This window comes from Paenibacillus glycinis, assembly GCF_009909185.1.
Taxonomy (GTDB): Bacteria; Bacillota; Bacilli; order Paenibacillales; family Paenibacillaceae; genus Paenibacillus_Z; species Paenibacillus_Z glycinis.
Genome location: NZ_JAAAMV010000004.1, coordinates 157,221 through 180,352 on the forward strand (window position 1 = coordinate 157,221; position 23,132 = coordinate 180,352).

A 23,132-nucleotide genomic window follows, 5' to 3' on the forward strand; every position below is an offset into this window, starting at 1 on the left:
CGTTGCGCGGGCAGGAGGATCAAATCATGAAGAAGCATCTCCCGGCGCTCTTGTGCTGCTGCCTGTTGGCCGGCTGCGCGCAAACGAGAATCGTCGACCGGATCAATATCATTCAAAGCATCGGCGTGGACGTCGAGGGAGAAACGTATAAGATAAGCGCTTCTTACCCCACGTATATCAAAACCTCGCAGAAGCCGTCGCTATCGCCGATATCCGCGGAATCGAACGTGATCTACGGGGGGTTCACGGCCCTCACCGCCAAGTCGTCCCAGCCGGTCGAGATCGGCCAAATGCGCACGTTGGTCATCAGCGACGAATTCGCGGGCAAGGCCATCTCCGAGCTTGCCGGCATCATCAATCGCGAAACCATCAAAAGCAGCAACGCCACCCTTGTCCTGACCAAACAATCGGCAAGCTCCATCATCGCCGCAACCTTGAAGAAGCCGTCTTTCTTCTTGTCGGAGCTGATCGAGCAAAACATGGTCCACGGGAATACGCCGATAACCAATTACCACTCCTTCGTCGATCAGTATTACGGAGAAGGCCAGGATGTCTACCTGCCCGTGATCGGCACGGATCGGGGGTCCCTGCGTCTGGACGGCGTCGGCGTCTTCAAGGGAGATGAATTAAAGCTTTGGTTAACCAACGAGGAAGGCTTGTATTTGAAGCTGCTCGCGGACAAAGCCCTGACGGGCGAATACGACTTCAAGGTCGGCCCGAAGGGCATGTATTCCTTCCGTATTCTGCACGGAAAGCGGAAAATAACGATCGCGCACAACGGAAACGTCACGATAGCCCTTCGATTGTTCCTCGAGTTCAGAGAATTGCCGAACGGAATGGACGTTCGAAACCGGCGCGATTTGCATGAAGCCCAGCGGCAAATCGAAGCCGAATTCGCTGCGGCGATCAAAGCGATGCTCGTCCGTTTCCAAAAGAACGGCGTCGATCCGGCGGGCTTCGGGGAGCGTTGCCGGCAGCAGGACAGAAGGTACGGCGAGCAGGCGTTTTACGAGAAAACCTACCCGAACCTGAATTTCGACGTTAAACCGAAGATCACTATCTTACATGCAGGGGTTGGCCATTAGTGCAACATCGGGTAAAGGACAATTACGCGATTTCCGGGTATTTCGTGTTTTTCTTGATCGGCGTATGCCAAGCGGCCGCCAACGTATTTAATTTTCAAAACCATATCCTCGAGTATGCCGGTCAGGATGCATGGCAATCGATTCTTCTCATGGGCCTCAGCCTGCATCTCGTTCTCTGGATGGTCTATAAGATGCTCGGTCATCCGGCCCAAGACATCATGGATCTGCATCGCACGATTTTCGGCAAGTTCCTGGGCAACGGCTTTTCTTTGCTGCTGGTCGGCTATTTCTTCATCATGGCCCTTTTCTACTTCAGGGCTTATATCGAAATCGTGCAAGTGTGGGTATTCCCAAACCTTCGAACATGGGCGATGGCGGGGCTGTTGACGGTCATGATTTATTATGTCGTATCCGGCGGGTTCAGGGTCGTTGCCGGGTACAGCTTCTTTTACATCGCGTTGACCCCGATGCTCCTATTGCTTTACTTTCCGATTCGGCAAGGCGACTTCCATCGTTTGCTGCCCGCGTTCAACCATTCGTTGCCGGATTTGCTGAAGGGGGCCCGCTGCACCAGCCTCATTTTTTTCGGGCTCGAAGCCCTGCTCGTTTACTTTCCCTTCTTGAAATCGCCCGAGAAAAACGCAAAGTGGGCGCATTTCGCCTTGCTGTTCGCGACATTCAAATATAGCGCGATCATTATCGTGTCCCTCATGTATTTCAGTCAAGGACTGTTGAAGCATACGTTATGGCCGACCTTGGCGATGTCGAAAATCATCGAGCTGTCCTTCTTTGCAAGGTTCGAATATTTCTATATTTTCATGTGGCTGCTGACGATCGTTCCTACGGTCTGCATCTCGATCTGGTGCTGCACCAGAATCATGAAACGAGTCGCCGCGCTTAACCCCCGGCTGTCTCTGCCGATCATCCTGGCACTCCTGTACGTCGCCGCGCTGATGTTCAGCGAACAGACCGAGCTCGCCGCATTGGAGAGAATCGTCAACACGCTGGGCTTCTACTTCGTTGTCGGCTATATCCCGCTGCTGTTCGTCATCGCTTGCTTCGCCGCAAGGCCCGCCTCCAAGGCTGCCGAGTAAGCGCAAGCCTTCCCCCTCCGCACGACAACCGCCCCGCGAAACGCAGACAAAAAAGCCCAACGCGTCCGGCGGATGCGTTCGGCTTCGGCTTGCCTGCCTCGCTTAGCGGGCGGCGTTCAGCTCGATGATGTTGCGGTCGGGGTCCGTCAGGAAGATCTGCGCGAACCCGGTGATGCTGTTCCGGTTATCCCGGTGCTCGATGCCGCAGCGGTCGAGCCAAGCGATCGTCTCGTCGTAGTCGGCGACGCGAACGGCGAAATGCCCGTCGCGGGTATCGATCCCGCCCTCGCGCAGCGTCTCCCCGTCATGGACGATCAGATGCAGCTGCTGCCCGCCGCCGCCGATCCCGTACCACGCGCCGGGAAAATCGAATGCCGGCCGCGGAATGGCCCGCAGTCCGATGACGTCCTCGTAAAATAGTTTGGCCCGTTCCAGGTCGGTTACGATCAAGCTGACATGATGAATACCTTCGTGGCGAATCATCGCGTAGGTCCACCGCCTTTTTTGGCCTTATTATAGCATGAACGGGCCGCCGCGTTCGTTACGCTTTGAACTTGCCGACCAGGTCGGAGAGCTCCAGGGCGATGCCGCTTAGCGATTGCGCGGCGGCGGCGATCTCTTGGACCGAAGCCAGCTGCTGCTCGGTCGTGGCCGCGACCGCCTGCGTCGATTCCGCGGCATTCCGCGAGATCGCGCTCATATCCTGCACGGAAGCCGTCACCTGCTCGGAGCCGGCCGCCATTTGCTGCGCCGCGGCCGCGACCTCCTGTACCTTGTCCGACACCAGCGCGGCGGTATCGGCGATCCGCCGGAACGCCAGCTCCGCGTCGGAGACGGCCTGAATCCCGAGCCGGACCTCGCTTTGGCTTTGATCCATCGTCCGCACGGCCTTGAGCGTATCCGTTTGGATCTGGGCGATGACGTCCGCGATGTTCTGCACGGACTGCGCCGACTGCTCGGAGAGCTTCTTGACCTCGCCGGCGACGACGGCGAAGCCTTTGCCGTGCTCGCCCGCGCGCGCCGCCTCGATCGAGGCGTTGAGCGACAGCAGGCTCGTCTGCTTCGCGATATCGCCGATGAAGCCGACGATCTCGCCGATCCGGCCGGAATGGGCCTCCAGCAGCCGGATGTCCGCGCCGGCTTGGCCGACCGAGCCGCCGATGGCGTCCATCCGCTCGACGGCCGAGAGAATCGATTGATTGCCCTGCGTCGCAAGCTCGCTCGCTTCCACCGTCAGCTCCGATACCGTCGAGGACGTCTCCGCGATGCGCTGGATGCCCGTCGCCATTTCCTCCATCGCCCGGCTCGTCTCAAGCGCGCTATGCTGCTGCCGGTCGGCGCCGGCGGCCACTTCCTGCACGGCCTCCGCGACATGCTGGGTCGCCTCCGCATTCTGCTCGGAGCTGGCCAGCAGCTCCTCGGAGGAAGCGGCCACGGTGCCGGCGGCCTGATGAATCTGGTACATCGTCGTCTTCAGGTTCGCCGTCATGCCGTTCACCGAACGGACGAGCGTCCCGATCTCGTCCTTCGACTTCGCCGCGAGCGCCGGAACCGTGAGGTCGCCGTCCGCCACTTGGAGCAGCGTCTGCGACACCCGCTTGATCGGCTTGGAGATGCGCGCGTTCATGAGCAGCACGAGCGCCACGGCGATGACGATCGACGCCGCCAATACCGCGATCGCCTTCACGATGCTGCTGCGGTAGATGTCCTTGCTTTCCTGCGCGGCGTCGGCCGCTCCCTTGTGATTGAGCTGCACCAGCTTCGCCATGTCTTCCTGCATGGCGGCGTACGCTTCCTCCGACGATTCCATCACCTGGACGATCTCGTCGCCCTTGGCCTTCGCGCCGTTGATCAGATCGACGCCGCCGCTGACGGAGACGGCTTCCTCGTACAGCTTCTTGTACCGGTTCCACTTGTCCCGCAAGCTTTCCGCGGTCGCCTTGTCTTCGTCGCTGGCGTATGTCGCGGCATACGCATCCAGCTGCTGGTCGATCGCGAGCAGCGTGCTCGAGGCGTCGACCATGTAATCCGTTTTCTTCGTCTTATCCACGGCCGTCAAGATCTTGTACTGGTACGTCAGCACATGCTCCGTCAAGTAATTCACGTTGTTCGCGATCTCGACGCCGGCCATCCAGTTGGACGCGATGGATTCCGTCTTGTCCGACATGCTTTTCTCCGACAAGAGCGATGTCCCGCCCAGTACGCACAGCAATACGATGAGGATCATAAACGCCACAAACAATTTCTTGCCCACGCTGAATGTCATGCTGCCGAGTTTCAAAACCGATCACTCCTATTTCTATTTTGTGAGTGGTTTATCGACATTTTTCGACCTTATCTGAAGCGTTTGGAAGAAATGATAGTTAATTCGCCTTATGCGCGGGCGTTCGGCTATATGCGAGGGCTTCCGAGGCGGAACGCATGCCGCGGCTTCCGGGACGAGCCCGGTCGGGAGTCGCGGCGGAAGCGAGAGTCGCTGCGGAAGCGAGAGTCGCTGGCAAACGGAAAAGTTTCCCGTTCCTCTTTTCTATCGGGGACGGTTGGAGTACATTTTAATAGAGTCGCTGAACGGCATGAACGACGCGGCCGGCTCTTGGGAGCGGCGGAGGTACGCGGGGTTGTGGCAGGTCGATCTATCATCTCGAAACCGAAAGGATGAAGGCAAGTGGCGGAACAAGAAGAACGCATCATTCGTTGGGGCATTTTGGGACTTGGCGGCATATCGAACAGCTTTACGGGCGAACTGGTGAACATACCGGGGGCCAAGGTGTGCGCCGCCGCGGCGCGGTCGCTGGACAAAGCGCAGGCTTTCGCGGACAAATTCGGCATTCCGCGCGCCTATGGCAGCTACGAGGAGCTCGCGCAGGACCCGGAGATCGACATCGTCTATGTCGGCACCCTCCATCCTGCCCATAGGGACAACGTAATGACATGCCTGCGCGGCGGAAAAGCCGTGCTGTGCGAGAAGCCGTTCACGATGAACGCGGACGAGGCCAAGGAAATCGCGGACTACGCGCGAGAGCGCGGCTTGTTCGTCATGGAGGCGATGTGGACGCGCTTCCTGCCGCCGGTCGTCAAGGCCAGGGAGTGGCTGGCGGATGGACGGATCGGGGAAGTCAAGCTGCTCAAGGCCGAATTCGGCTTCGATGCCGGCTGGAACCCGGAAGGCCGCCTGCTGAACAAGGAGCTCGGCGGCGGCACGCTGCTCGATGCCGGCATTTATCCCATCTCGTTCGCTTCGATGGTGTTCGGGGCGCAGCCGTCGCGGATCGTGAGCTCCGCCCGCATCGGGGAAACCGGCGTGGACGAGCAGTATTCGGTCCTGTTCGAATACGCGAACGGCGCGATAGCTTCCTTGCACGGCGCGGTCCGCGTGTGGATGAACAACGATGCCTGGCTGTACGGCACGAAGGGCAAAATCCATTTGCCCGAGTTTCTCAGCGCGAAGACGGCCACGCTTTATCCGAACGACGGCGAACCCGAGACCTTCCAGGACGACCGGACGTTCCGTGGCCAGAACTTCCAAGCGCTCGAAGCGATGGCATGCCTGCGCGCGGGGAAAACCGGGAGCGCGGTCATGCCGGCGGAAGAAACGGTCGATATCATGGGCACGATGGATGCCATCCGCGCCCAGTGGGGTTTGACGTATAACGGCAAGTAAGCACGACGCCGATCGGACGTTGATCGTCCGGACAACGATAGTGGAATGGCCTTGCGTATCATTTCGGATAGGCGGCGCATGGCCCACTGTTCGACGGCAGCCTTGCGGCCCTGCCGCCACGGGCAAAAAGAAGCCTTCGAGACCGCGGAATCCCGCGCCTCGAAGGCTTCTTTTGCATGCAGCGCATTATGGCTTGACCGGCAGCGAGAACACTTTCTTCCATGTGCTGCCGCCGTCCGCCGTCTTGTAGACGGCCGGCTGCTCGAAGCTCGTTACCGCCAGGTAGCCCGTCGCGGCCGAGACGAACGACAGCTTGCCGTCGTACCCCGGCGCGGCGCCCGGCAGATTGGTCCATGTCCGGCCGTCGTCCAGCGAGCGGCCGAATTGCAGATCGTCGATCGCGCCGCTGCCCGCCACGAGGAAAGCCGCCTGCCGTCCGACGACCGCCATGTCCGTCGGTCTTCCCGCCGGCCCGGTCAGCTTGCCGCTCGGCGCGACGGGGCCAGGGGCGGGACCGCCGCCCGCCGTCGGACGAGAGACGACCTGTTTCCAGTGGGCGCCCGCATCGGCGGTATGGTAGACGGAATACGAGGTTTGCGACATGCCCGAATCGCCGTACAGCAGCACCCAGACATCGGCGCTGTCGGTGCCGTAGATCATCCCGCCCGCGAGCGTCGCGGACTTCGCGTACAGCGAATCGGTCCAATGCTTGCCGCCGTCCAAGGTGCGCTTCACCTCGTAGCCGCCGGCGACCAGCACCACAGCCCAGCCCTTCCGCTCCGTCATGAAGTGCACGTAGCGCGTGTTCGGCGGCGTGGCCAGCTTCGTCCATGTCTCGCCGCCGTCCGCCGTCTTATACGTGAAGGCGCGCGTAAATCCGAAGCCCGTCCGTTCGTTCAGGAACTGAATGCGCTCGAAAGGATGCGCGCCCGTCGGAATCCAGGCATAGCTCGCCCCGCCGTCCGTCGTCTTCAGCAGCGTGTTCGGCTTGCCGTACGCGACCTGCGCCAGCACGTAACCCTTCGCATTCGTCAGGAACTGCATTTGCGCAAAGCTAAGCTTGCCCGCGTTATAGATCGTCTGCCAGTGGCAGCCGGCATCCGACGTGCCGATCATGAAGCCGTTGCCCGCCGCGCGTCCGATATTCGCGCTCAGGAACTGGATCGACTGCAGCGACGGATCCGAGGTATCCTTCATTGCCGTCAAGCTAAGGCCGTGCGCGTCGGTGCGGCAGGCCGCGGACGGCGAATTCGGGGCAGCCGCCGAGGCCGCCGGCGCTCCGGCGCCGAATCCGCCTAGCGTCGCCGCCGTCGCCAGCGCGGCAAGCGCCAGTCGGGATAACGTTCTCGTCATGGTCATCACCTCTCGTTCTTGTATTACCCCGCTTGCCGCAATCTCTATCCGCTTCGTTGACGGGGATTCTTCCTTGGCCGCAGGGCCTCGTTCGGAAGGCGCAATCCCGAGCCTTGCCCCCGCCCGTTGACCTAGTGCGAACGTAATGCCGATATTCTAACATTCCCTTCACACTTGCATCATCGCCCGTTAATATTCGGCCGATATACTGAGGGCAACCAAACGAAAGGAGCCCCTGACCATGACTTCAAGCCCGACCATCGTCTATGCGAACCGAATCTGCGACAGCGAGACGATGACGAACAAACTGATTTACCAGATCCGCCAAAACCAGCTGTCCCCGAACGAGCTCGACAAGCTGCAAGCCCGCTGCAACCGCGAATTGAACGAGCTTCGCGAAGAATTGAACGACCTCCTGAACGAGCTCCGCGCCATTGCGGACCGCACGCTCTCCGAACGGCAACCCCTCGCGCGCCCGGCCGCCGCTTAATCCCGCCCTTGATTCCATTCCCGATCCAATACGAACCGGCACCTCCTGTTACCGCGCGCAGGCAGGATGCCGGTTTTGTTTAAGTAAAGCCCGCGACGTCCCACCGATGGCGGTACTTCGTCAGTCGCGGATGCGGCGATGCCGGTTTTGTGTAGGTAAGGCCCGCGACGTCCCACCGATGGCGGTACTTCGTCAGCCGCTGATGTAGCGATGCCGGTTTTATTCAATTAGGCTCCGCGACGTCCCACCGATGGCGGTATTGCGCGAGCCGCGGATGCGGCGATGCCGGCTCCGAGGCGAGCAGCAGCCGCAGCTTGACGATCCACGTCTCGAACGACGAGAACGCAGCGAACTGATTCGCCATCTCCGGCGTCAAGTACAGGAATAGCGGCGACGGGTACGCCTCCGCCAGATGACGAAGCGCCGCCTCCATCGGCGTGTATTTCTTGCGTTTCCCTTCGAGGCCTTCGACGACGATCGGAATCGCGCCGCGGCCGTGCTCCCGCTCGTATCCGCGCTTCCAGTCGTGCAGCCTGTCCAGCCGCTTATGGTACGGCAGCACGGGCTCCTTCGTCATGCGCCGCACCGTTTCCTCGTGCAGCGGATAGAGCACCAGCTTGGCGAAGGCGCGCTTCGCCGCCGTCTCCGCGGCCGATGCCAGCGCATCGTCCGCCATATGCTGAAACGTATCGTAGACGATCAGCGTGCCTTTGCGGCCATCGGCCGGCGGCTCGTAGCCGTACGGCACGGTCTGGGCGATTCGGTTCATCGCGCGTCCTCCTCTTGGCATGATTCGCCAGCTCTCGTACCACGAGTATACCCCGGCGGCAGGCGATCCATGAATAGGCAGGCCGGCGGATGTAACGCCTTTTCTTAAAACGTTTTAATTCATTCCGTTCAGCATCGCAATCGGCATGCTTGCGCCTAATGCCAAAGCAGCGCTTTCTTTTATCGGAATGCCATGGTTTTATTGGCCTGTATCCCCTCATTGACGCTCATGGAAGCGTATGCTATTTTTAGCATATAAAACGTTTTTAAAGGGTGCGCATATGAAAAAAACGGACCGCAGCGTGACCATCAAGGACATCGCGCGCGAGGCAGGCGTATCGATCTCCACCGTCTCGTTCGCCTTTAACGGCACCGCCCCCGTCGCGCAGGAAACGAAAGCGCGCATATTCGAAGTGATCAAGCGCCTTAACTACCAGCCCAACTCCGCCGCGCGCGGCTTGGTCACGCGCAAAACGAATAACATCTGCCTGTTCACGCCCCATCCGGCCTCCGATTTTTTCTCCTTCTCGGGCAACAGCGTCTTCTCCGACCTGCTCCAGGGCATCGGGGAAGTGATCGACCAGAAGGATTACAACCTGCTGATCGCCTGGGACAACATCGGCCATAAGGCCAAGACGCCGAAGCTCGTCAAGCTCATGCGCGAACGCGCGATGGACGGCGTTCTGATCTGCCTGCCGAGCCACGACTCCTCCGTCATCGAGGAGCTGTCGGAGCACCAATTCCCGATGGTCATCATCGGCACCAACGACCGCAAGAACCGGATCAATTCCGTCGACGTCGACAATTACGACATCGCCTATCGCAACGCGCAGCATATGCTCCGTCTCGGCCATACGCGGATCGCGTTCATCAGCCCGGGACCGCTGGAATTCCTCGTGTGCGAGGACCGGCTGGAGGGTTACCGCGACGCGCTGCAGGAGGCCGGCATCAAGTACCGCGACGAGTACGTCTTCATCGGGGACGAGAAAGAGCGGAGCGGCTATCGCGCCGCCGACAGCTTCCTCGCGCTGAAGGAGCCGCCGACCGCGATCGTCTCGGGACGCGATATCCAGGCCGTCGGCGTCATCGAATACGCCCGCGAGAACGGGCTGTCCATTCCCGGCGACGTCGCGCTGATCAGCTTCGAGAACACGGAGCTCTCCCAGAAGTACGACATCACCTCCGTCACGACGGATCTCTACGAGATCGGCAAGGAAGGCGCCAAGCTGCTGCACAAGCTGCTGACCCGCAAGAAAGACCGCGGCGCGCAGAACGTCGTCATCTCGTCCGAGCTCATCGTTCGCGGCAGCTGCGGCGCGAAGGCGCGGACGTAACTCGTCCCCGCCATTGCCCGCCGCCGCGGAACTTTGCCGGCCGTGCCGGCACCATACTACCCGAACGCAGCTTGCGTTCCTTGGAGGGATTTTTGTGTTTGCAGCAGCTCGTCCGATCTGGCCGGCAGGCTTGACCGATACGATGAACGTCGCCTGCGGCGTCAGAGCGCGGTTCCGGGCGGATACGCGGTCGTCCGCGCTCGTGCGCGTCACGGCCTCTTCCCGCTACCGCGTCTATGCGAACGGCTTGTTTTGCGGGCATGGTCCCGCGACCGCGCCGCACGGCCACTACCGCGTCGATGAATGGGACCTGTCGCCTTATCTGAGCAGCGGCGTCAACTATGTCGCCATCGAAGTCGCCGGCTATAACGTAAACAGCTTCTATACGCTCGACCAGCCTTCCTTCGTGCAGGCGGAGGTCGAGCTGGGCGGCGCGATCGCGGCCGCGACCGGCGAACCGGAGCATCCGTTCGACGTCTTCGTGCTGCCGGAGCGCGTGCGCCGCGTGCAGCGCTACAGCTTCCAGCGGGCGTTCGTCGAAGCGTACGAATTCGGCCCAGGCGTCCATGACTGGCGGACTTCGGACGCGCAGCCGTCTCCTCCGGCGCAATGGGAGCCCGCGGGCGAAAAGCAGCTGCTTCCCCGCCGCGTCGGCTATCCCCGATTCGCGGTGCAAGCGCCGCGCGCCGTCCTGGCCACGGGCCATTTCGCCAAGTCGGCCTCGCCGGAACCGCCGTGGCGGGACCGCTCCCTCGCCGGGATCGGCCCTGAGTTCAAAGGCTACCGCATCGACGAGCTAACGCTCGTCCCGACCGACGAAATCGGCGCGCTCGCGATGACCGGCTGGGAACGGACCGCCGCCCGGTATGAAGGGCAGTCCCTGCGGCTCGGCGAGCGGCAGGCGGCGGTGCTCGCCTTCGACCGCAATTTGACCGGCTTTGTCGGGATCGAGTTCACGGTCTCCGGGAAGTCGCGGATCGCGCTGACGTTCGACGAGATACTGACGGAGGACGGGGATGTCGACCATCTCCGCTTAGGCTGCGCGAACGTCATTCACGCGGCTTGCGAGCCGGGATCCTACGCGCTCGAGTGCTTCGAGCCGTATACGCTGCAGTACTTGAAGGTGCTCGTGCTGGAGGGCGACTGCACGCTGACGGGCTGCTCCGTCCGGGAATACGCCAATCCCGATGCCGACCGGGGCGAATTCGCAAGCTCCGACGACGCGCTGAACGCGATCTTCGAAGCGGCGCGCGAGACGTTCCGCCAGAACGCGGTCGACAACTTCATGGACTGTCCGTCCCGCGAACGGGCCGGCTGGCTCTGCGACAGCTTCTTCGCCGCCCGGGTGGAGGCGGATCTGACGGGCCGCTCCGTCGTCGAGGGCAATTTCTTCGAGAACTACGCGCTGCCGGAATCGTTCGCGTTCCTGCCGGAAGGCATGCTGCCGATGTGCTATCCCGCCGATCACAACGACGGCGTGTTCATCCCGAATTGGGCGCTCTGGTTCGTCCTGCAGTTGGAGGAGTTCCAGGACCGCGGGGGCGACGGGACGCTTATCGCGGCGCTGCGGCCGAGAGTCGAATCGCTCTTCCGGTATTTCGAAGGCTTCCGCAACGAATTCGGGCTGCTCGAGAACCTGGAGAGCTGGGTTTTCATCGAATGGTCGAAGGCGAACGATTTCACCGGCGGAATCAATTTCTCGACCAACATGCTGTACGCCGCCGCGCTCGATGCCGCGGGCCGGTTATATGGCATCGAAGCTTACCGGGAAGAGGCCGCGGCCCTGAAAAGCACGGTGCGCGAATTCGCGTACGACGGGGAATTCTTCGTGGACCAAGCGGTCGAGGACGAGCACGGCGAGCTCGAGATCACGGATAACCGCACCGAAGTCGGCCAGTATTACGCGGCGTACTTCGGCATCGCGGACGCGGAGGAACTGCCGCTCTGGTTCGACAGCCTCATGCGCGACTTCAGTCCAAGCCGCAATCCGGACGAACCGTTTACCGCGGACATCGGCGGCATCCATCCCGCCAACGCCTTCATCGGCTATTACCTGCGGATGGAGCTTTTGGCGCGGCAGGGCTTGTCCGCCCAGCTGCTGGCGGAGGTCAAGGCATACTTCGGCAAAATGGCCGCCCGCACGGGCACGCTCTGGGAGCATAACCGCACGGAAGCGAGCTGCAACCATGGATTCGCTTCCCACGTCGCGCGCGTGCTGTACCGAGACGCGCTCGGGATCAAGTCGTTCAGCCGCAAGCAACGGACGCTGACCATCGTCTTCGAAGACAACGCGCTGGCCTCGTGCAGCGGCAAGCTGCCGACGCCGGAAGGCGATATCGTCCTCCGCTGGCGCAAGGAAGGCGGCAACCTCTGCTACCGTCTGTCGGTCCCGCCCGGCTTGACCGTCGAGATCGAGAACCGCAGCGGCAGCCGGCTCGTGCCGGAGCGCTAGAAGCCCGCAACTCCGTACCATGCATATACCCGGCAAGACGCGTAAGGGGCGACACGCCCCCGTGCGTCTTGCCTCTCTCCCCGGAATCCTGCGTTCGTGCAGGATTTTTTTCGTCTTCGGGACCTTTTCGACCGCTGTTTCGGCGGCCCGCCGCACTCCTGCCCCGGTTCATTCAACAGGGCTGGGCTCCCCTGACGCGGTCAATGAAGCAGGTTCCGCAGGAGATACATGAAGATGCCCAGCGCGACATTCGTCCAGCCGAGAACCAGGGACAGCTTGTACTCCGTCTTGTTTCCTTGCTTGCGGTTGCCGCCCGCATCCAACCGGATCAGCACGAATCCGGTAATCAGCAGCAGCGGCACCGCGTAGCTGATGAAGTTGATGGTATATCCGCTGATGATCATCCCGACCGCCTCCGTTCCGGATTGTCATTATCTCGCTTCCATGCCGACGCGTCTGACGTTGACGAAGGTTTTAATGTCGAAGGTCATTTCCTTGTACTGCTCCTGCCATTGTTCTTTGGTCTTCACCTTGGCGTTCCAATAGCCCGGCTTCTTCGCGCGGATGTATTCCCCGAAGCCGAATATATCGCTCCCGGCCTCCTGCGTTTGCCGAATGAGCCGGCCGAACATCTTGGTCGCGGTCTTGGACTCGACGTCCTGGATCTCGCGCAGCACGCCCTCGTCATGCAGGTTGAATTCCATGTCCAGCTTCTCTTCCACATTGACTTCGAGCACGATGGTGATCATGAAATGGGGGTGGCCGTCGCGGATGGCCGCTTTCCACTTCGTATCGCGGTGGGTCGTGGAGGTCATGACCATGCGCGAGCTTCCGCTCAGCCTCACGAATACGCGGTATCCGGCGGGATTGATGCCTTTGATCGCCATATACCCCCCGATCTGAAGCGGCTTGGTCTTGCCCATCATATGCGCCCCTTTGAAGTAGGCGAGTCCCATGATTTCGACGTTTTGTTCCTTCTTCAGCGCCACGTACGGCAGATAGCCCTCCTGGCCTTTCTTCGACGCGTTGCTCCAGAACATCCCGATATAGTCCTGCGGGAATTTCCCCATGTTGATTCCCTCGTCCAAGGTGGACATGAGGTACAGCGTGGGGATGCGCTCGAGCTTCGGGGCCGCCTTCAGCAGGGGCATCGCCTCGCCCTTCGCGATCATCAGCCACGCCATCCGGCGGACCTCCGAATTCCTCCGGAAATAATCGTTCACGTTATCGATCCCGCTCTTCGCGATCTCCTCCGACATGATTATGACGCGAAGATGCCCGAAGAAGATTCGGCTCGACACCTGCTGCTGCAGCCTCATGAACGCATCGTCGAGCGAATACCCGACCACGTCAATCACCCAGACCGTCTGCTGCGAATTCGTCGTGCCTCCCCCGCCTTCCCCGGGGCCGAGCGGAATCCTTCCCGGAAGCGCGATTTGGACAGCGACGCGAATCGAGTCCCTGCTCAGGCGCTCCCGCGTGCCTTGATTGTTCGTCACATCGTCGCTTCCCGTATTCGAGCCGGCCTTATCGATCGACACCCCGAGCACGACGGCGCGGTCCTCGATCTCCAGCCGGTCCCAGCAACCCGTCATCAAAGGCAAGAGGAACAGCATCGGGACGGCAAGCTTAACGAGCCGGTTCCATCGCGTTTTCATTGGGTCGTTTCCCCCGCTTCTTGCGGATGAGCGCCACGACAAACAGCAAACCGGGATAGGCGATCGTAATCGCCAATCCGATACGTCCGACGCGCTCGATAACCGCGTACATCTGGAAAATGTTTTTCGGAATCAACGCCATGACGAAGATGACCGGGAGCAGGAACGTGGCGAACAAGTTGTGGTCCTTCAACCGGAACAGCTCGGTCGTCATCCGGATCGTCAAATAATTCGTGGAAAGCAGCGTCGTGAATACCGCCGTCACCCAGACCGCCAGAAACGCCGCATCCAGCCTCTCCAGCACATTCGCCGGCAGCGTCGTCGCCTTCGCCAGCTCCAGCGTCGGCCAGAGCAGATGCTTGATCTCCTCGGAACCGAACACGCCGACGGCCGCGACGACGATCGATACGTACAGGCTGCCGGCGATAAAAATGCCCCAGAAGCTGGCCTGCAAAGCTCTGTCCGGCCTCCGCATGGCCGGAATGACGAGCGTCATGACGAAAGAGCCCTGGAACAAGGCCGCCACCGTCAGGATGCCCGGGACCATCCCGCTCGGATCGTTGCCCCAGACCGGCTGCAGATTGATCATATCCGCGTTCTTCATCGACAGCGCCACGATCAGAAACCCCGGACCCAAGAGCAGCGGAAAATAAAAGTTATGGATATAGGCGAACGTCGTGACATTGACTCGGCTGGAAATGGTGGCCAGCGCAAGCATGACGACGACCGTGACCTCCAACGGGGTGTTCTTCAAAACCGAGGTGACGACGACCTCGCCGAACTCCCGCGCGCCGAGCGCCGTTATCACGGCGAAGAACGCGATCATGGCGACGCTGCCGACCCAGGCCAGCCATCGGCCGATAATATCCTCGCTGTACTGCACGATCGACTGGTTCGGGAACCGAATCCCGAGCAGCGTGATCAAATACAGTCCGATGTAACCCAGCGCCATGCCAAGCAGCGTCACGAGCGGCGCGCCCGCGTCGGCCGCCTTGACGGCAAATAGCGGGAGCGCCAGCACGCCGACCCCGATAATGGTGCTGGCTAAGACGGCCGACGATTGAATCGCCGTGATCTGGCGGATGTTTGCCATCGTTCAAGACTCCTTCGGCTGATCGTTTAGATTCATGGGATCAAGCGCGTTATGCGGCTGTTTCTTCATCTCTTCCATGGCCGCATCGCTCAGCCGCGCTTTGTCCTTGGGATACAGGAAGGAAGGCCGCTCCGACATCCAGGACAACGGCGCGCGAACGACGAGATCCTTCATCCCCTGAAAGCTGCCCGGGACGAGCGGCGCCAGGTAAGGCACGCCGAAGGACTTCAGGGACAATAAATGATTAGCGATCAGGATGAAGCCGATCATCACGCCGTACAGCCCGAAGATGCCCGCCATGACGATGAGCGGAAACCGCAGCAGGCGCAAAGCGAGCGCCGCGTTGTACGCGGGGGTCGCGAACGAGCCGATCGTCGTGAGCGCGATGATGACCACCGTGATGGGGCTCGCGAAGCCGGCCGCTACGGCGGCTTGTCCGACGACAAGCACCCCGACGATCGATAACGCGCCGCCGACCTGCTGCGGCAGGCGGATCGTCGCTTCCCGGAGCACCTCCATGGAGATCTCGATGATCAACACCTCGATGACGGCCGGGAACGGCACGCCTGCCCTTCCCCCGGCGACGGCGACCGCGAACTCCGTCGGAATCAGCTCGGGGTTAAACGAAATGATGGAGACGTACAAGGCCGGGAAGACGAGCGAGAAAACGAGCGCGATGAACCTCGCCACGCGAATGGCGCTCATCAAGAGGAACCGCTCCGTGTAATCTTCGACCGTTTGGTAGAATTGGTTGAATACCGCCGGCACGATCAGGGCCAGCGGCGAGCCGCTCACCAGAATGGCGATCCGGCCCTCGAGCAGGTTGGCGGCTACTTTGTCTGGCCGTTCCGTGTACTGCACCTGGGGAAAAGGCGAGTAGTGATTATCCTCGATAAACTGCTCCAGGTAGCCGGAATCGAGCACCGCATCGATATCGATGACGGATAGCCGCCGCTCGACTTCCTCGAGCAATTCCGGATTCGCGACGCCTTCCATGAAACACACGGCGACGAGCGACTTGCTCCGACGGCCGATGGTCATGGAGCGCACTTTCAGCTCGGGCGTCTGCAGCCGGTAGCGGATCAAGGAGATATTCGTCTCCAGCATCTCGATGAACCCCTCGCGCGGGCCCCGGATGACCTGCTCGGTCGCCGGCTGATCGATGGCCCGCCTGTCGACATGGCAGGTTCGAACGATGAACGACGTATTCAATTCGTTGACGACGAGGACCGATTCGCCGCGCAGGATGCCCTGGACGAGCACGTCCAATTGGCATTCGGTGCCGACGTTGCTGTGATAGAGGGTCTCGTTCAAGATCATATCGTGCAGCTGCCCCGAATCGATCTCCGCATCCGCGAGGTCGGAAGACTTGTGCATCAGCGGCTTCATCAATTCCTGATTGATCGCGTTCTGGTCGGTCATGCTGGTCAGAAACAACAGCGCCGCCGGGAAGCGGCCGAACGCCTTGAAGCGGCGGACGACGAAATCGAAATCGTCCTGCATCGCTTCTTCGATCGCTTCGATCGTATCGTCCAGCCGGCCGCTTACCTTCATCTCCGCCAGCCGTTCCAGAATCGGGGACGAGAGCTCCTGCTTGGCCTTTTGCGATCGATCCCCTTTGGACTTGCCCCAGCTGCGCATCGACATCCGTAGTCCCCCTTTGAACCGCCTGGCATTTGCATGAATAATCCAAGGTTACTATGCGCAAAATTGTCAGATTTATGCACTGGGCGGACGCACGCGTAAAAGGCCCGCCGGAACGAGCCGTTCCGGCGGGCCTTTCAGTGAACATTTCTGCGAGCGTTTCTGCGAGCGTTTCTGCGAGCGTTCAATGAGCCTTCAATGAGCCTTCAGTGAGCCTTTTTGGCGAGGCCTTTCGTGAGCCTGTATTCGTTTGCGCGATCAGCCAAGCAGACGCTCCAGCACGATCGCCACGCCGTCCCGGTCGTTCGTGTCGGTCACCTCGGTTGCCAGCGCTTTCAATTCATTCACGGCGTTGCCCATGGCGACCGCGTGCGCGGACATGGTGAACAGCTCCAAATCGTTGTGATCGTCGCCGAACGCGATCAGCTCGGACGTCGCGATGCCGTAGTGCGCGCATACGATCAGGACGCCGCTCACCTTGGAGACCGATGGATGCATGATCTGAATCAGCTTGCCGCCATCGGTGGCGATGAACCGGGTCTTCGCGGCGAACGCCTCCCGCAGCTGCCCCTCGGCACCGCCGAACTCGGAGAGCAGGATCTTGGTGGCGACGTATTGTTTCATCGCCTTCGGAGCGCAGATCGTCGGCCGGTTCGACTTGCTGAAGAAAGCGGGGTCCCGGATTTCCCTGCTGGCATAGAGACGATCCTGCGACTCCAGGCTGATCCGGATCTCTTGCGGAAGCCGTTCCGCGCAATAATCGAGAATCTCCGCGGCCGTTTCGGGTTCGATCGGCGTATGGACGTCGATGCCCGCGTCCGCGTCCACGACCAGCGCGCCGTTGTAATAGACGAACGACGCGTCTGATCTCAGCTCCGGAGGGAGCAGATGCCGGACGGATCTCGGCGGCCGTCCCGTGGCGTAGATCACCTTCATTCCCTCTTGCCTGCAAGCAAGCAGCGCGTTCGCATTTCGCTCCGACACCTGCTTTGCCGCATTCAGCAGCGTGCCGTCCAAATCGAGCACGATTCCCCGCATGGCTTTCCACCCTTTCGTAATAGAATCCAACCGTCCGCCTTGGCCGGCATGGCGCGGACGAGCGAGCGCCGCGAAGCCGAACAGCCCCTGTTCCTGATGCGGGGCAGGGGCTGTCCGCAGGGCCATGGCGCGCGGAAATAACGGCGAAGACTTGCGTAGTTTATCTTATGCGGCGCGCGGATATGCATGATGTTCCATATGCGGAGTAGGGAGAAGACGGGTTCCGGCGCCGCTATTCCGGTCTTGATCGGCTATTTGCATATGCAGCGGACTCCGATGACGCCATTTGCCGATGAGACTCCCGCTTGGCCGCTTCCGGGAGCCGATCGCGGTCTCCGTGGCCGCCAAACGCCGGACTGCATGCCGCAACGCGTTCGCTCGTGTCCGCCTATTGCGGGCGGCACGGCATGGGAAATCAAAAACCAGCCCGGCGCAATCGAAATTGCGCGGACTGGTCTCCGGGTTCGCCTCGATTACTTCGCGCCAAGCGCGCGCAAACCGAGCGCGAGCGAGCCGCTGAGGCCGGCGTTGTCGCCGAGGCCCGGCGGCACGATGTAGTCGTCGATGCCGGCCAGCACGGCCTCCGCGCTGACGTAGCCGTTCAGGTTCTTGCGCACTTCCGCGCGGATGAGCGGGAACAGCTGCATTTGGTGCATGACCCCGCCGCCCAGAATGACCTTCTTCGGCGATAGCAGCAGGACCGCGCTCGCGACCGCTTGGCCGATATAGAACGCTTCGATTTCCCATGCCTTATGATCGACGCCGAGCTCGCTGCCTTTGACCTTCCAACGGCCTTCCAGCGCCGGGCCGGCGGCCATGCCTTCCAGGCAATCGCCGTGGTACGGGCAGAAGCCTTCGTAGGCATCTTCCGGGTGGCGGCGGGTCAGCACATGCCCGCCCTCCGGGTGAACCAAGCCGTGCACGAGCTTGCCTTCCGCGTATACGCCGACGCCGACGCCGGTGCCGATCGTGTAGTAGAGGCAGCTGTCGAGTCCGGCCGCCGCGCCCCACGTCGCTTCGCCGAGCGCCGCCGCGTTCACGTCCGTATCCCAGCCGAACGGCACGTCGAACGCTTTGCGCAGCTCGGGCAGGAACGGATAGTTGCCCCAGCCCGGCTTCGGCGTCGTCGTGACGTACCCGTAGGTCGGGTTTGCCGGATCGATGTCGATCGGTCCGAAGGAGCCGATGCCGATCGCCTCGATTTCTTTGTCTTTAAAATAATTCACGACGTTCGCCAGCGTTACTTCCGGCCGTTCCGTCGGGAAACTCACTCGCTCCAAAATCGTTCCATCCTCGGTACCGATGCCGCAGACGAACTTCGTGCCTCCGGCTTCAATTGCTCCTATGCGCATGTCTCACACTTCCTCCTCTAGATTCTCTCTCTCAGCCATGGCCAGACGACGCTTTGCGTCAGTTGCAAATTCGTCAGTCCCAGCTCGTTGATATACGGTTCCCGTTCGCGAAAATAATCCGCGTGCTTCCCGATAATCGGCACGCCGCGCCGCTCGGCCGGCGCGTGCTTGTCCCGCAGCCAGGCCGGCCAGAACCGGCGGCCGGCGGCTGCTTCCGGTTCGGGCAATGGCACATTCGCACGGCCGGCCGAACCGGCGACGGTTGCCGCGCCGCGGCTTGCGGCCGAATCGGCTGCACCGGAGCCGGCTGCGCTTGACCGCGGCGAGCCGAGCTCGCCGCCCTCGCCTGCACCGGTCGCTCCGGCGCTTGCCGAATCGCTGGCGCCGGCGCTCGGGCGGCTCGAGCCGCTGCGGCCGAAGCCGCGCCAGCCGCCGAACGTGCCCAGCCGGCTGACGCCGTCGGCCGGCTTCCCGGGCGACAGGGAGCCGACTCCCGCGCCGGCGTACACGAACAGCACGGATGCCCGCAATTCCTCCGGAATGCGGCAGCGGGGCGAACCGATCATGACGACCGGGCTCGGCGGTCCCCCGAGCAGGTCGAGCAGCTGCCAAGCGGCATGGACCGCCGCGACGCCGCCGCCGCTGTGGCCGATCAGCACGATGCGGCCGGCCTTGCCCGGCTCGGGCCGCCAATCGGCGCCGATCGCGTCCACGACGCGCCTGCCTCCGATGGAGCGGCCGAACCGGCCCGCGCCGAGCCGCATGTCGCGGCTGATTTCCCACAGCTGGGGAACGGCGCGGCGGCTCCAGTCGCCGTAAGGGAAGAGCAGCTGGGACGTCCGGACGCGGAAACCTTCGCGTTCCAGTATACCATGCAACGAACCGCGAAAGCTCTCCAGGAATTGCGGCGCGGTCGCGAAACCGGCGAGCAAATAGAGCGAGACCTGTTCCTTTTCCCCGTGCTCCATCGCGTTACGGCCCCTTCTGGCCGTGCGATTTCGCAAAATCCATCGCGGCGATGATCCGCTCCATGTCGCTCGGATGGTCGTCGCGGAACCAGCGCACGAGCAGCGGCGGATTGACGTCGCTGAGCGTGATGACGCCCGTCTTCTGCTGCATGCTCACGGAGCCCTCCGCGCTGTTCAGGAGACGCATCGCGTACGCGTCCGCCGACGATTCCGCGTTCCGCGAGACGGCGTTGCTGATCGGCAGCGAGACGAACGACAGCACCGCCATGATGAGCAGCAGCAGCGGCAGCGCCGTCATGTCGGAGCGGCCGCGAATGCCCCAGGCCTCGCCCCAGCGCCGGATGGCGGCGACGTAGACCCAGCCCCCGATGCAGATGACGACGAGCGAGGAGCCGACCGCGCCGACCGCGCTCCATTCGAGATGGTGCATCGCGTAGTGGCCCATCTCGTGCGCCATGATGAGGAGAATTTCCGGCTCCGTAAGCTGCTTTAGCGTCGTATCCCACAGCACGATGCGCAGCGAGGGCCCGATGCCCGTCACGTAAGCGTTGATCGCGTTCGTTTTCTTGGACATGTCCACTTCGTACACGTGATCCGCCGGGATGTCCGCCTTGGCCGCGAGATTCAGGATCTTGGCCTCCAGCTGCGGATCGGACAGCGTCGTAAACTTGTTGTAGAGCGGATCGATGATCACCGGCTGCACGTACATCATGAAGACCGTGAACGGCACCGAGATCAGCCACAGCTTCAGCCACCAGCGGCCGCGCCGCGACAGGATCCAGAACGCCACCGCGGACACCGCGAGCATCGTCAGGTAGCCGACGCCGAGCGACACGAGCTTGTCCCGAATCCAACCCGCGACCGGCTGCGTGGTAATCCCGTACTGCTTGGACAGGGCGTAGCTGAATATCTGCAGGGGCAGATAGAGCACGAACGAGGCGAGGTCCACCAGCAGCACGAACAGCGGGAAGCGCACGACGAGCGGAAGGCCGCTCAGCGCGCCGCGCCAATACCGGGCGAGTCCGCCGGACAGCAGGAACAGGTAGATCAGCCATTCCCACGGCACGCTGGTGAAGAAAATCCAATTGCGGATCGGGTTCAGCACCTCGCTGTCCTTCAACTGCTGGGGCGTGAAATAAGTTGCGGGATCCGCCGCCGTGCCGACGTAAGCGCGGGGCACGTTGTTCGGCGAGGTGTACCAGACGTAGCCCGCCACGACGATCGCGTAGAGCAGCAGCAACAACAGCCATTTTTTCGAGAAACGCGTGCGCACCGGCATGCCAACATCTCCTGTTTTCCAAGTGTTCGAATAGGTTCATCATAGCATGTTTTCGGCCGAAAACAGAATGCGAGCGCCCGCCGGACGACTGCCCGGGGACGCTCGAAAAAAGGCTATGGGACGGATGGCGCTTCATGCGATGATGACGTTCATCAATCGCGCCATTAATGGATAAGGACGTTAAATGACGATTCCGGTGACGAAAGGTCGGCGCCGTGGCGCTAGATAATCGTAGGCTTAGCGACCCCTGATGGCATTGTGACGATCGGTGACGGATGACGGCGTTTAAATAACTTCGCGCTCGTCGTTGCCCGGCAGTTCCGGGTACGCCGCATGCGGCTCCGCTTGGTACCAGAACACCGTCGACGCGATGTCGCTCTGCTGCGGCAGATAGCGCCCGCCGGAACGCCAGCCGAGATCCTGGATCGTCACGCGCAGCTCGGATTCGAAACGGATCGGATCCTGCACATGCCAGCGGTACATGCCGAAGCGCTGCTGGCTGCGGTACAGCCCGTCCGGCTTGATGGCCTGATGCATGCCAAGGAACGGCGTGGAATACGTGCCGTATTCGCCCTTCGGCTGTTCCCAGTTCCAGGCGCCGCCGAAATAATCCTCCGTGCCCGTGCCGCAGATCGTGGGAAAATCCTTGTCCCCGTCGAGGTAAAACTTGATCTCGCCCTCGCCCCACCAGCCGGTGTTGTTGACCTGCCAGGCGAGGTAACAGCCGACGTAGTGGCCTTTGCCCTTCACGCCGTCGACGAGCGTGTGCACGTCCTTGTACGGCACGGGGTTGCTGCGGCGCCACTGCGCGTGGAAGTAGGCCATGTCGGACGGAACCTCCGTCAGCGTATAGTCGATTTGGAAATACAGCACGGCCGTCTCCGTCCCCGTGTTCTCCATCGTGATGCGGGCCGACTCCCGGAACGGCATCTGCCAGTAGCTGTTCATGCCGCCCGCCGGATTGACGGCCACGGGGAAGGAATTCACGTTGCAGCGCTCCTGCCAGCCGTTGCAAAAGAAGTCGCCGACCGGCGCTTCGACCGAAGGCTCCTCCTCGTCGTCCCAGTACATCCGCAGGATCATCGTGCGCCAGATGTTCGGCGCGCACGTCAACCAGATATGCTGGATGGCGCCGGGACCGTCGATCTCGCCCATCGTGAACGTCGTGCCCGCTTCGATAGCGACCGAAGGCGACACCTTCCACCCCAGCCCCAGATCGCGCGCGCAATTCTCGCCCGTTCCCTCGGTCGCCATGCCGCCCTTGCCCGCCTCGCCCGTGAAATTCTCCGCGCTGATCGACCGGCTCTTCGCGTCCGACAGCCTGGCCAAATTGCCGATGCCCATATCCAATCCGTTGAAACCAAACATCGTTCCCTCTCCTTTACGATTGGATGAAACCGCTTTATTGGGTCAATATGGAACCTATGCTATCTTGATGGAAACCGGCTGTCAAGGGCTCCGGTGTTGCGATGGATGCTCCCGTGGTCCTCCGGACCAAAGTCGCTTCCATTCGCAACACCTTCGCTTGCAGCGTTTTTTGCGGGCTGGGCTTCGAGCGGAGCCCCGGTGTTTGCGTTGGGCGCTCCCGTGGTCCTCCGGACCAAAGTCGCTTCCATTCGCAACACCTTCGCTTGCAGCTTTTTTTGCGGGCTGGGCTTCAAGCGGGGCTCCGGTGTTTGCGTTGGGCGCTCCCGTGGTGCTTCGCACCAAGGTCGTTCCAATCGCAACACCTTCGCTTGCAGCGTTTTTTGCGGGTTGGGCTTCGAGCGGGGCTCCGGTGTCTGCGTTGGGCGCTCCCGTGGTCCTCCGGACCAAAGTCGCTCCCAATCGCAACACCTTCGCTTGCAGCGTTTTTTGCGGGCT

At 61.6% G+C, this 23,132-nt stretch carries 19 protein-coding genes; 6 read left to right on the plus strand and 13 right to left on the minus strand.

Annotated features, from left to right (window positions below; translation table 11 throughout):
* Positions 1-26: 26 nt before the first annotated feature.
* Both GT019_RS09730 and GT019_RS09735 read left to right on the plus strand, forming a co-directional pair.
* A complete protein-coding gene (locus tag GT019_RS09730; RefSeq protein ID WP_161742948.1) occupies positions 27-1,085 on the plus strand; it encodes a Ger(x)C family spore germination protein in 1,059 nt (352 codons plus the stop codon).
* Positions 1,085-2,179: a GerAB/ArcD/ProY family transporter gene (locus tag GT019_RS09735; protein ID WP_161742949.1), complete on the plus strand. Its 1,095-nt coding sequence runs from the start codon at positions 1,085-1,087 to the stop codon at positions 2,177-2,179. Before GT019_RS09730 ends, GT019_RS09735 begins: the two co-directional genes overlap by 1 nt.
* Positions 2,180-2,281: 102 nt before the next feature.
* On the opposite strand, the gene GT019_RS09740 is transcribed toward GT019_RS09735, so the two are convergent.
* Positions 2,282-2,662: a VOC family protein gene (locus GT019_RS09740; RefSeq protein WP_161742950.1), complete on the minus strand. Its 381-nt coding sequence runs from the start codon at positions 2,660-2,662 to the stop codon at positions 2,282-2,284.
* A gap of 58 nt (positions 2,663-2,720) precedes the next feature.
* Positions 2,721-4,460 carry a methyl-accepting chemotaxis protein gene (locus tag GT019_RS09745; RefSeq protein ID WP_161742951.1) on the minus strand — a complete coding sequence of 580 codons (1,740 nt, stop codon included), beginning with the start codon at positions 4,458-4,460 and terminating at the stop codon, positions 2,721-2,723.
* A 384-nt stretch (positions 4,461-4,844) separates the two neighbouring features.
* Between GT019_RS09745 and GT019_RS09750 the strand changes: the two genes are divergently transcribed.
* Positions 4,845-5,840, plus strand: a complete 996-nt coding sequence (locus GT019_RS09750) for a Gfo/Idh/MocA family protein (RefSeq protein ID WP_161742952.1) — start codon at positions 4,845-4,847, stop codon at positions 5,838-5,840.
* Between the two features lie 186 nt (positions 5,841-6,026).
* On the opposite strand, the gene GT019_RS09755 is transcribed toward GT019_RS09750, so the two are convergent.
* Positions 6,027-7,193, minus strand: a complete 1,167-nt coding sequence (locus GT019_RS09755) for a WD40/YVTN/BNR-like repeat-containing protein (protein ID WP_161742953.1) — start codon at positions 7,191-7,193, stop codon at positions 6,027-6,029.
* A gap of 241 nt (positions 7,194-7,434) precedes the next feature.
* On the opposite strand from GT019_RS09755, the gene GT019_RS09760 reads away from it, so the two are divergent.
* Complete coding sequence (locus GT019_RS09760) at positions 7,435-7,683, plus strand: hypothetical protein (RefSeq protein ID WP_161742954.1); 249 nt, start codon at positions 7,435-7,437, stop codon at positions 7,681-7,683.
* A 223-nt stretch (positions 7,684-7,906) separates the two neighbouring features.
* Here GT019_RS09760 and GT019_RS09765 read toward each other — a convergent pair whose 3' ends face one another.
* Complete coding sequence (locus tag GT019_RS09765; RefSeq protein ID WP_161742955.1) at positions 7,907-8,452, minus strand: hypothetical protein; 546 nt, start codon at positions 8,450-8,452, stop codon at positions 7,907-7,909.
* A 280-nt stretch (positions 8,453-8,732) separates the two neighbouring features.
* On the opposite strand from GT019_RS09765, the gene GT019_RS09770 reads away from it, so the two are divergent.
* Both GT019_RS09770 and GT019_RS09775 read left to right on the plus strand, forming a co-directional pair.
* On the plus strand, positions 8,733-9,785 hold the full coding sequence (locus GT019_RS09770) for a LacI family DNA-binding transcriptional regulator (RefSeq protein WP_161742956.1): 1,053 nt from the start codon (positions 8,733-8,735) through the stop codon (positions 9,783-9,785).
* 94 nt (positions 9,786-9,879) lie between these two features.
* Positions 9,880-12,237 (plus strand): alpha-L-rhamnosidase-related protein, encoded by a 2,358-nt coding sequence (locus GT019_RS09775; RefSeq protein ID WP_161742957.1) that lies wholly within the window; start codon positions 9,880-9,882, stop codon positions 12,235-12,237.
* 200 nt (positions 12,238-12,437) lie between these two features.
* Here GT019_RS09775 and GT019_RS09780 read toward each other — a convergent pair whose 3' ends face one another.
* The 9 genes from GT019_RS09780 to GT019_RS09820 all read right to left on the minus strand — a co-directional run bounded on the left by GT019_RS09780 (position 12,438) and on the right by GT019_RS09820 (position 22,637).
* Positions 12,438-12,641, minus strand: a complete 204-nt coding sequence (locus tag GT019_RS09780; RefSeq protein WP_161742958.1) for a CLC_0170 family protein — start codon at positions 12,639-12,641, stop codon at positions 12,438-12,440.
* Between the two features lie 27 nt (positions 12,642-12,668).
* The gene (locus GT019_RS09785) at positions 12,669-13,895 is read right to left on the minus strand and encodes a Ger(x)C family spore germination protein (protein WP_161742959.1); all 1,227 of its coding nucleotides are present in this window, start codon (positions 13,893-13,895) and stop codon (positions 12,669-12,671) included.
* The gene (locus tag GT019_RS09790; protein WP_161742960.1) at positions 13,867-14,988 is read right to left on the minus strand and encodes a GerAB/ArcD/ProY family transporter; all 1,122 of its coding nucleotides are present in this window, start codon (positions 14,986-14,988) and stop codon (positions 13,867-13,869) included. The genes GT019_RS09785 and GT019_RS09790 overlap by 29 nt, the downstream gene beginning before the upstream one ends.
* A gap of 3 nt (positions 14,989-14,991) precedes the next feature.
* Positions 14,992-16,635: a spore germination protein gene (locus tag GT019_RS09795; protein ID WP_407945071.1), complete on the minus strand. Its 1,644-nt coding sequence runs from the start codon at positions 16,633-16,635 to the stop codon at positions 14,992-14,994.
* Between the two features lie 255 nt (positions 16,636-16,890).
* Positions 16,891-17,670, minus strand: coding sequence for an HAD family hydrolase (locus GT019_RS09800; RefSeq protein WP_161742961.1), 780 nt, complete (start codon positions 17,668-17,670; stop codon positions 16,891-16,893).
* A 473-nt stretch (positions 17,671-18,143) separates the two neighbouring features.
* Positions 18,144-19,022 carry an ROK family protein gene (locus tag GT019_RS09805; protein ID WP_161742962.1) on the minus strand — a complete coding sequence of 293 codons (879 nt, stop codon included), beginning with the start codon at positions 19,020-19,022 and terminating at the stop codon, positions 18,144-18,146.
* A gap of 17 nt (positions 19,023-19,039) precedes the next feature.
* On the minus strand, positions 19,040-19,990 hold the full coding sequence (locus GT019_RS09810; protein WP_161742963.1) for a hypothetical protein: 951 nt from the start codon (positions 19,988-19,990) through the stop codon (positions 19,040-19,042).
* Positions 19,991-19,994: 4 nt separating this feature from the next.
* The gene (locus GT019_RS09815; protein ID WP_161742964.1) at positions 19,995-21,269 is read right to left on the minus strand and encodes a M48 family metallopeptidase; all 1,275 of its coding nucleotides are present in this window, start codon (positions 21,267-21,269) and stop codon (positions 19,995-19,997) included.
* A gap of 285 nt (positions 21,270-21,554) precedes the next feature.
* A complete protein-coding gene (locus GT019_RS09820) occupies positions 21,555-22,637 on the minus strand; it encodes a glycoside hydrolase family 172 protein (protein WP_161742965.1) in 1,083 nt (360 codons plus the stop codon).
* Positions 22,638-23,132: the final 495 nt, after the last annotated feature.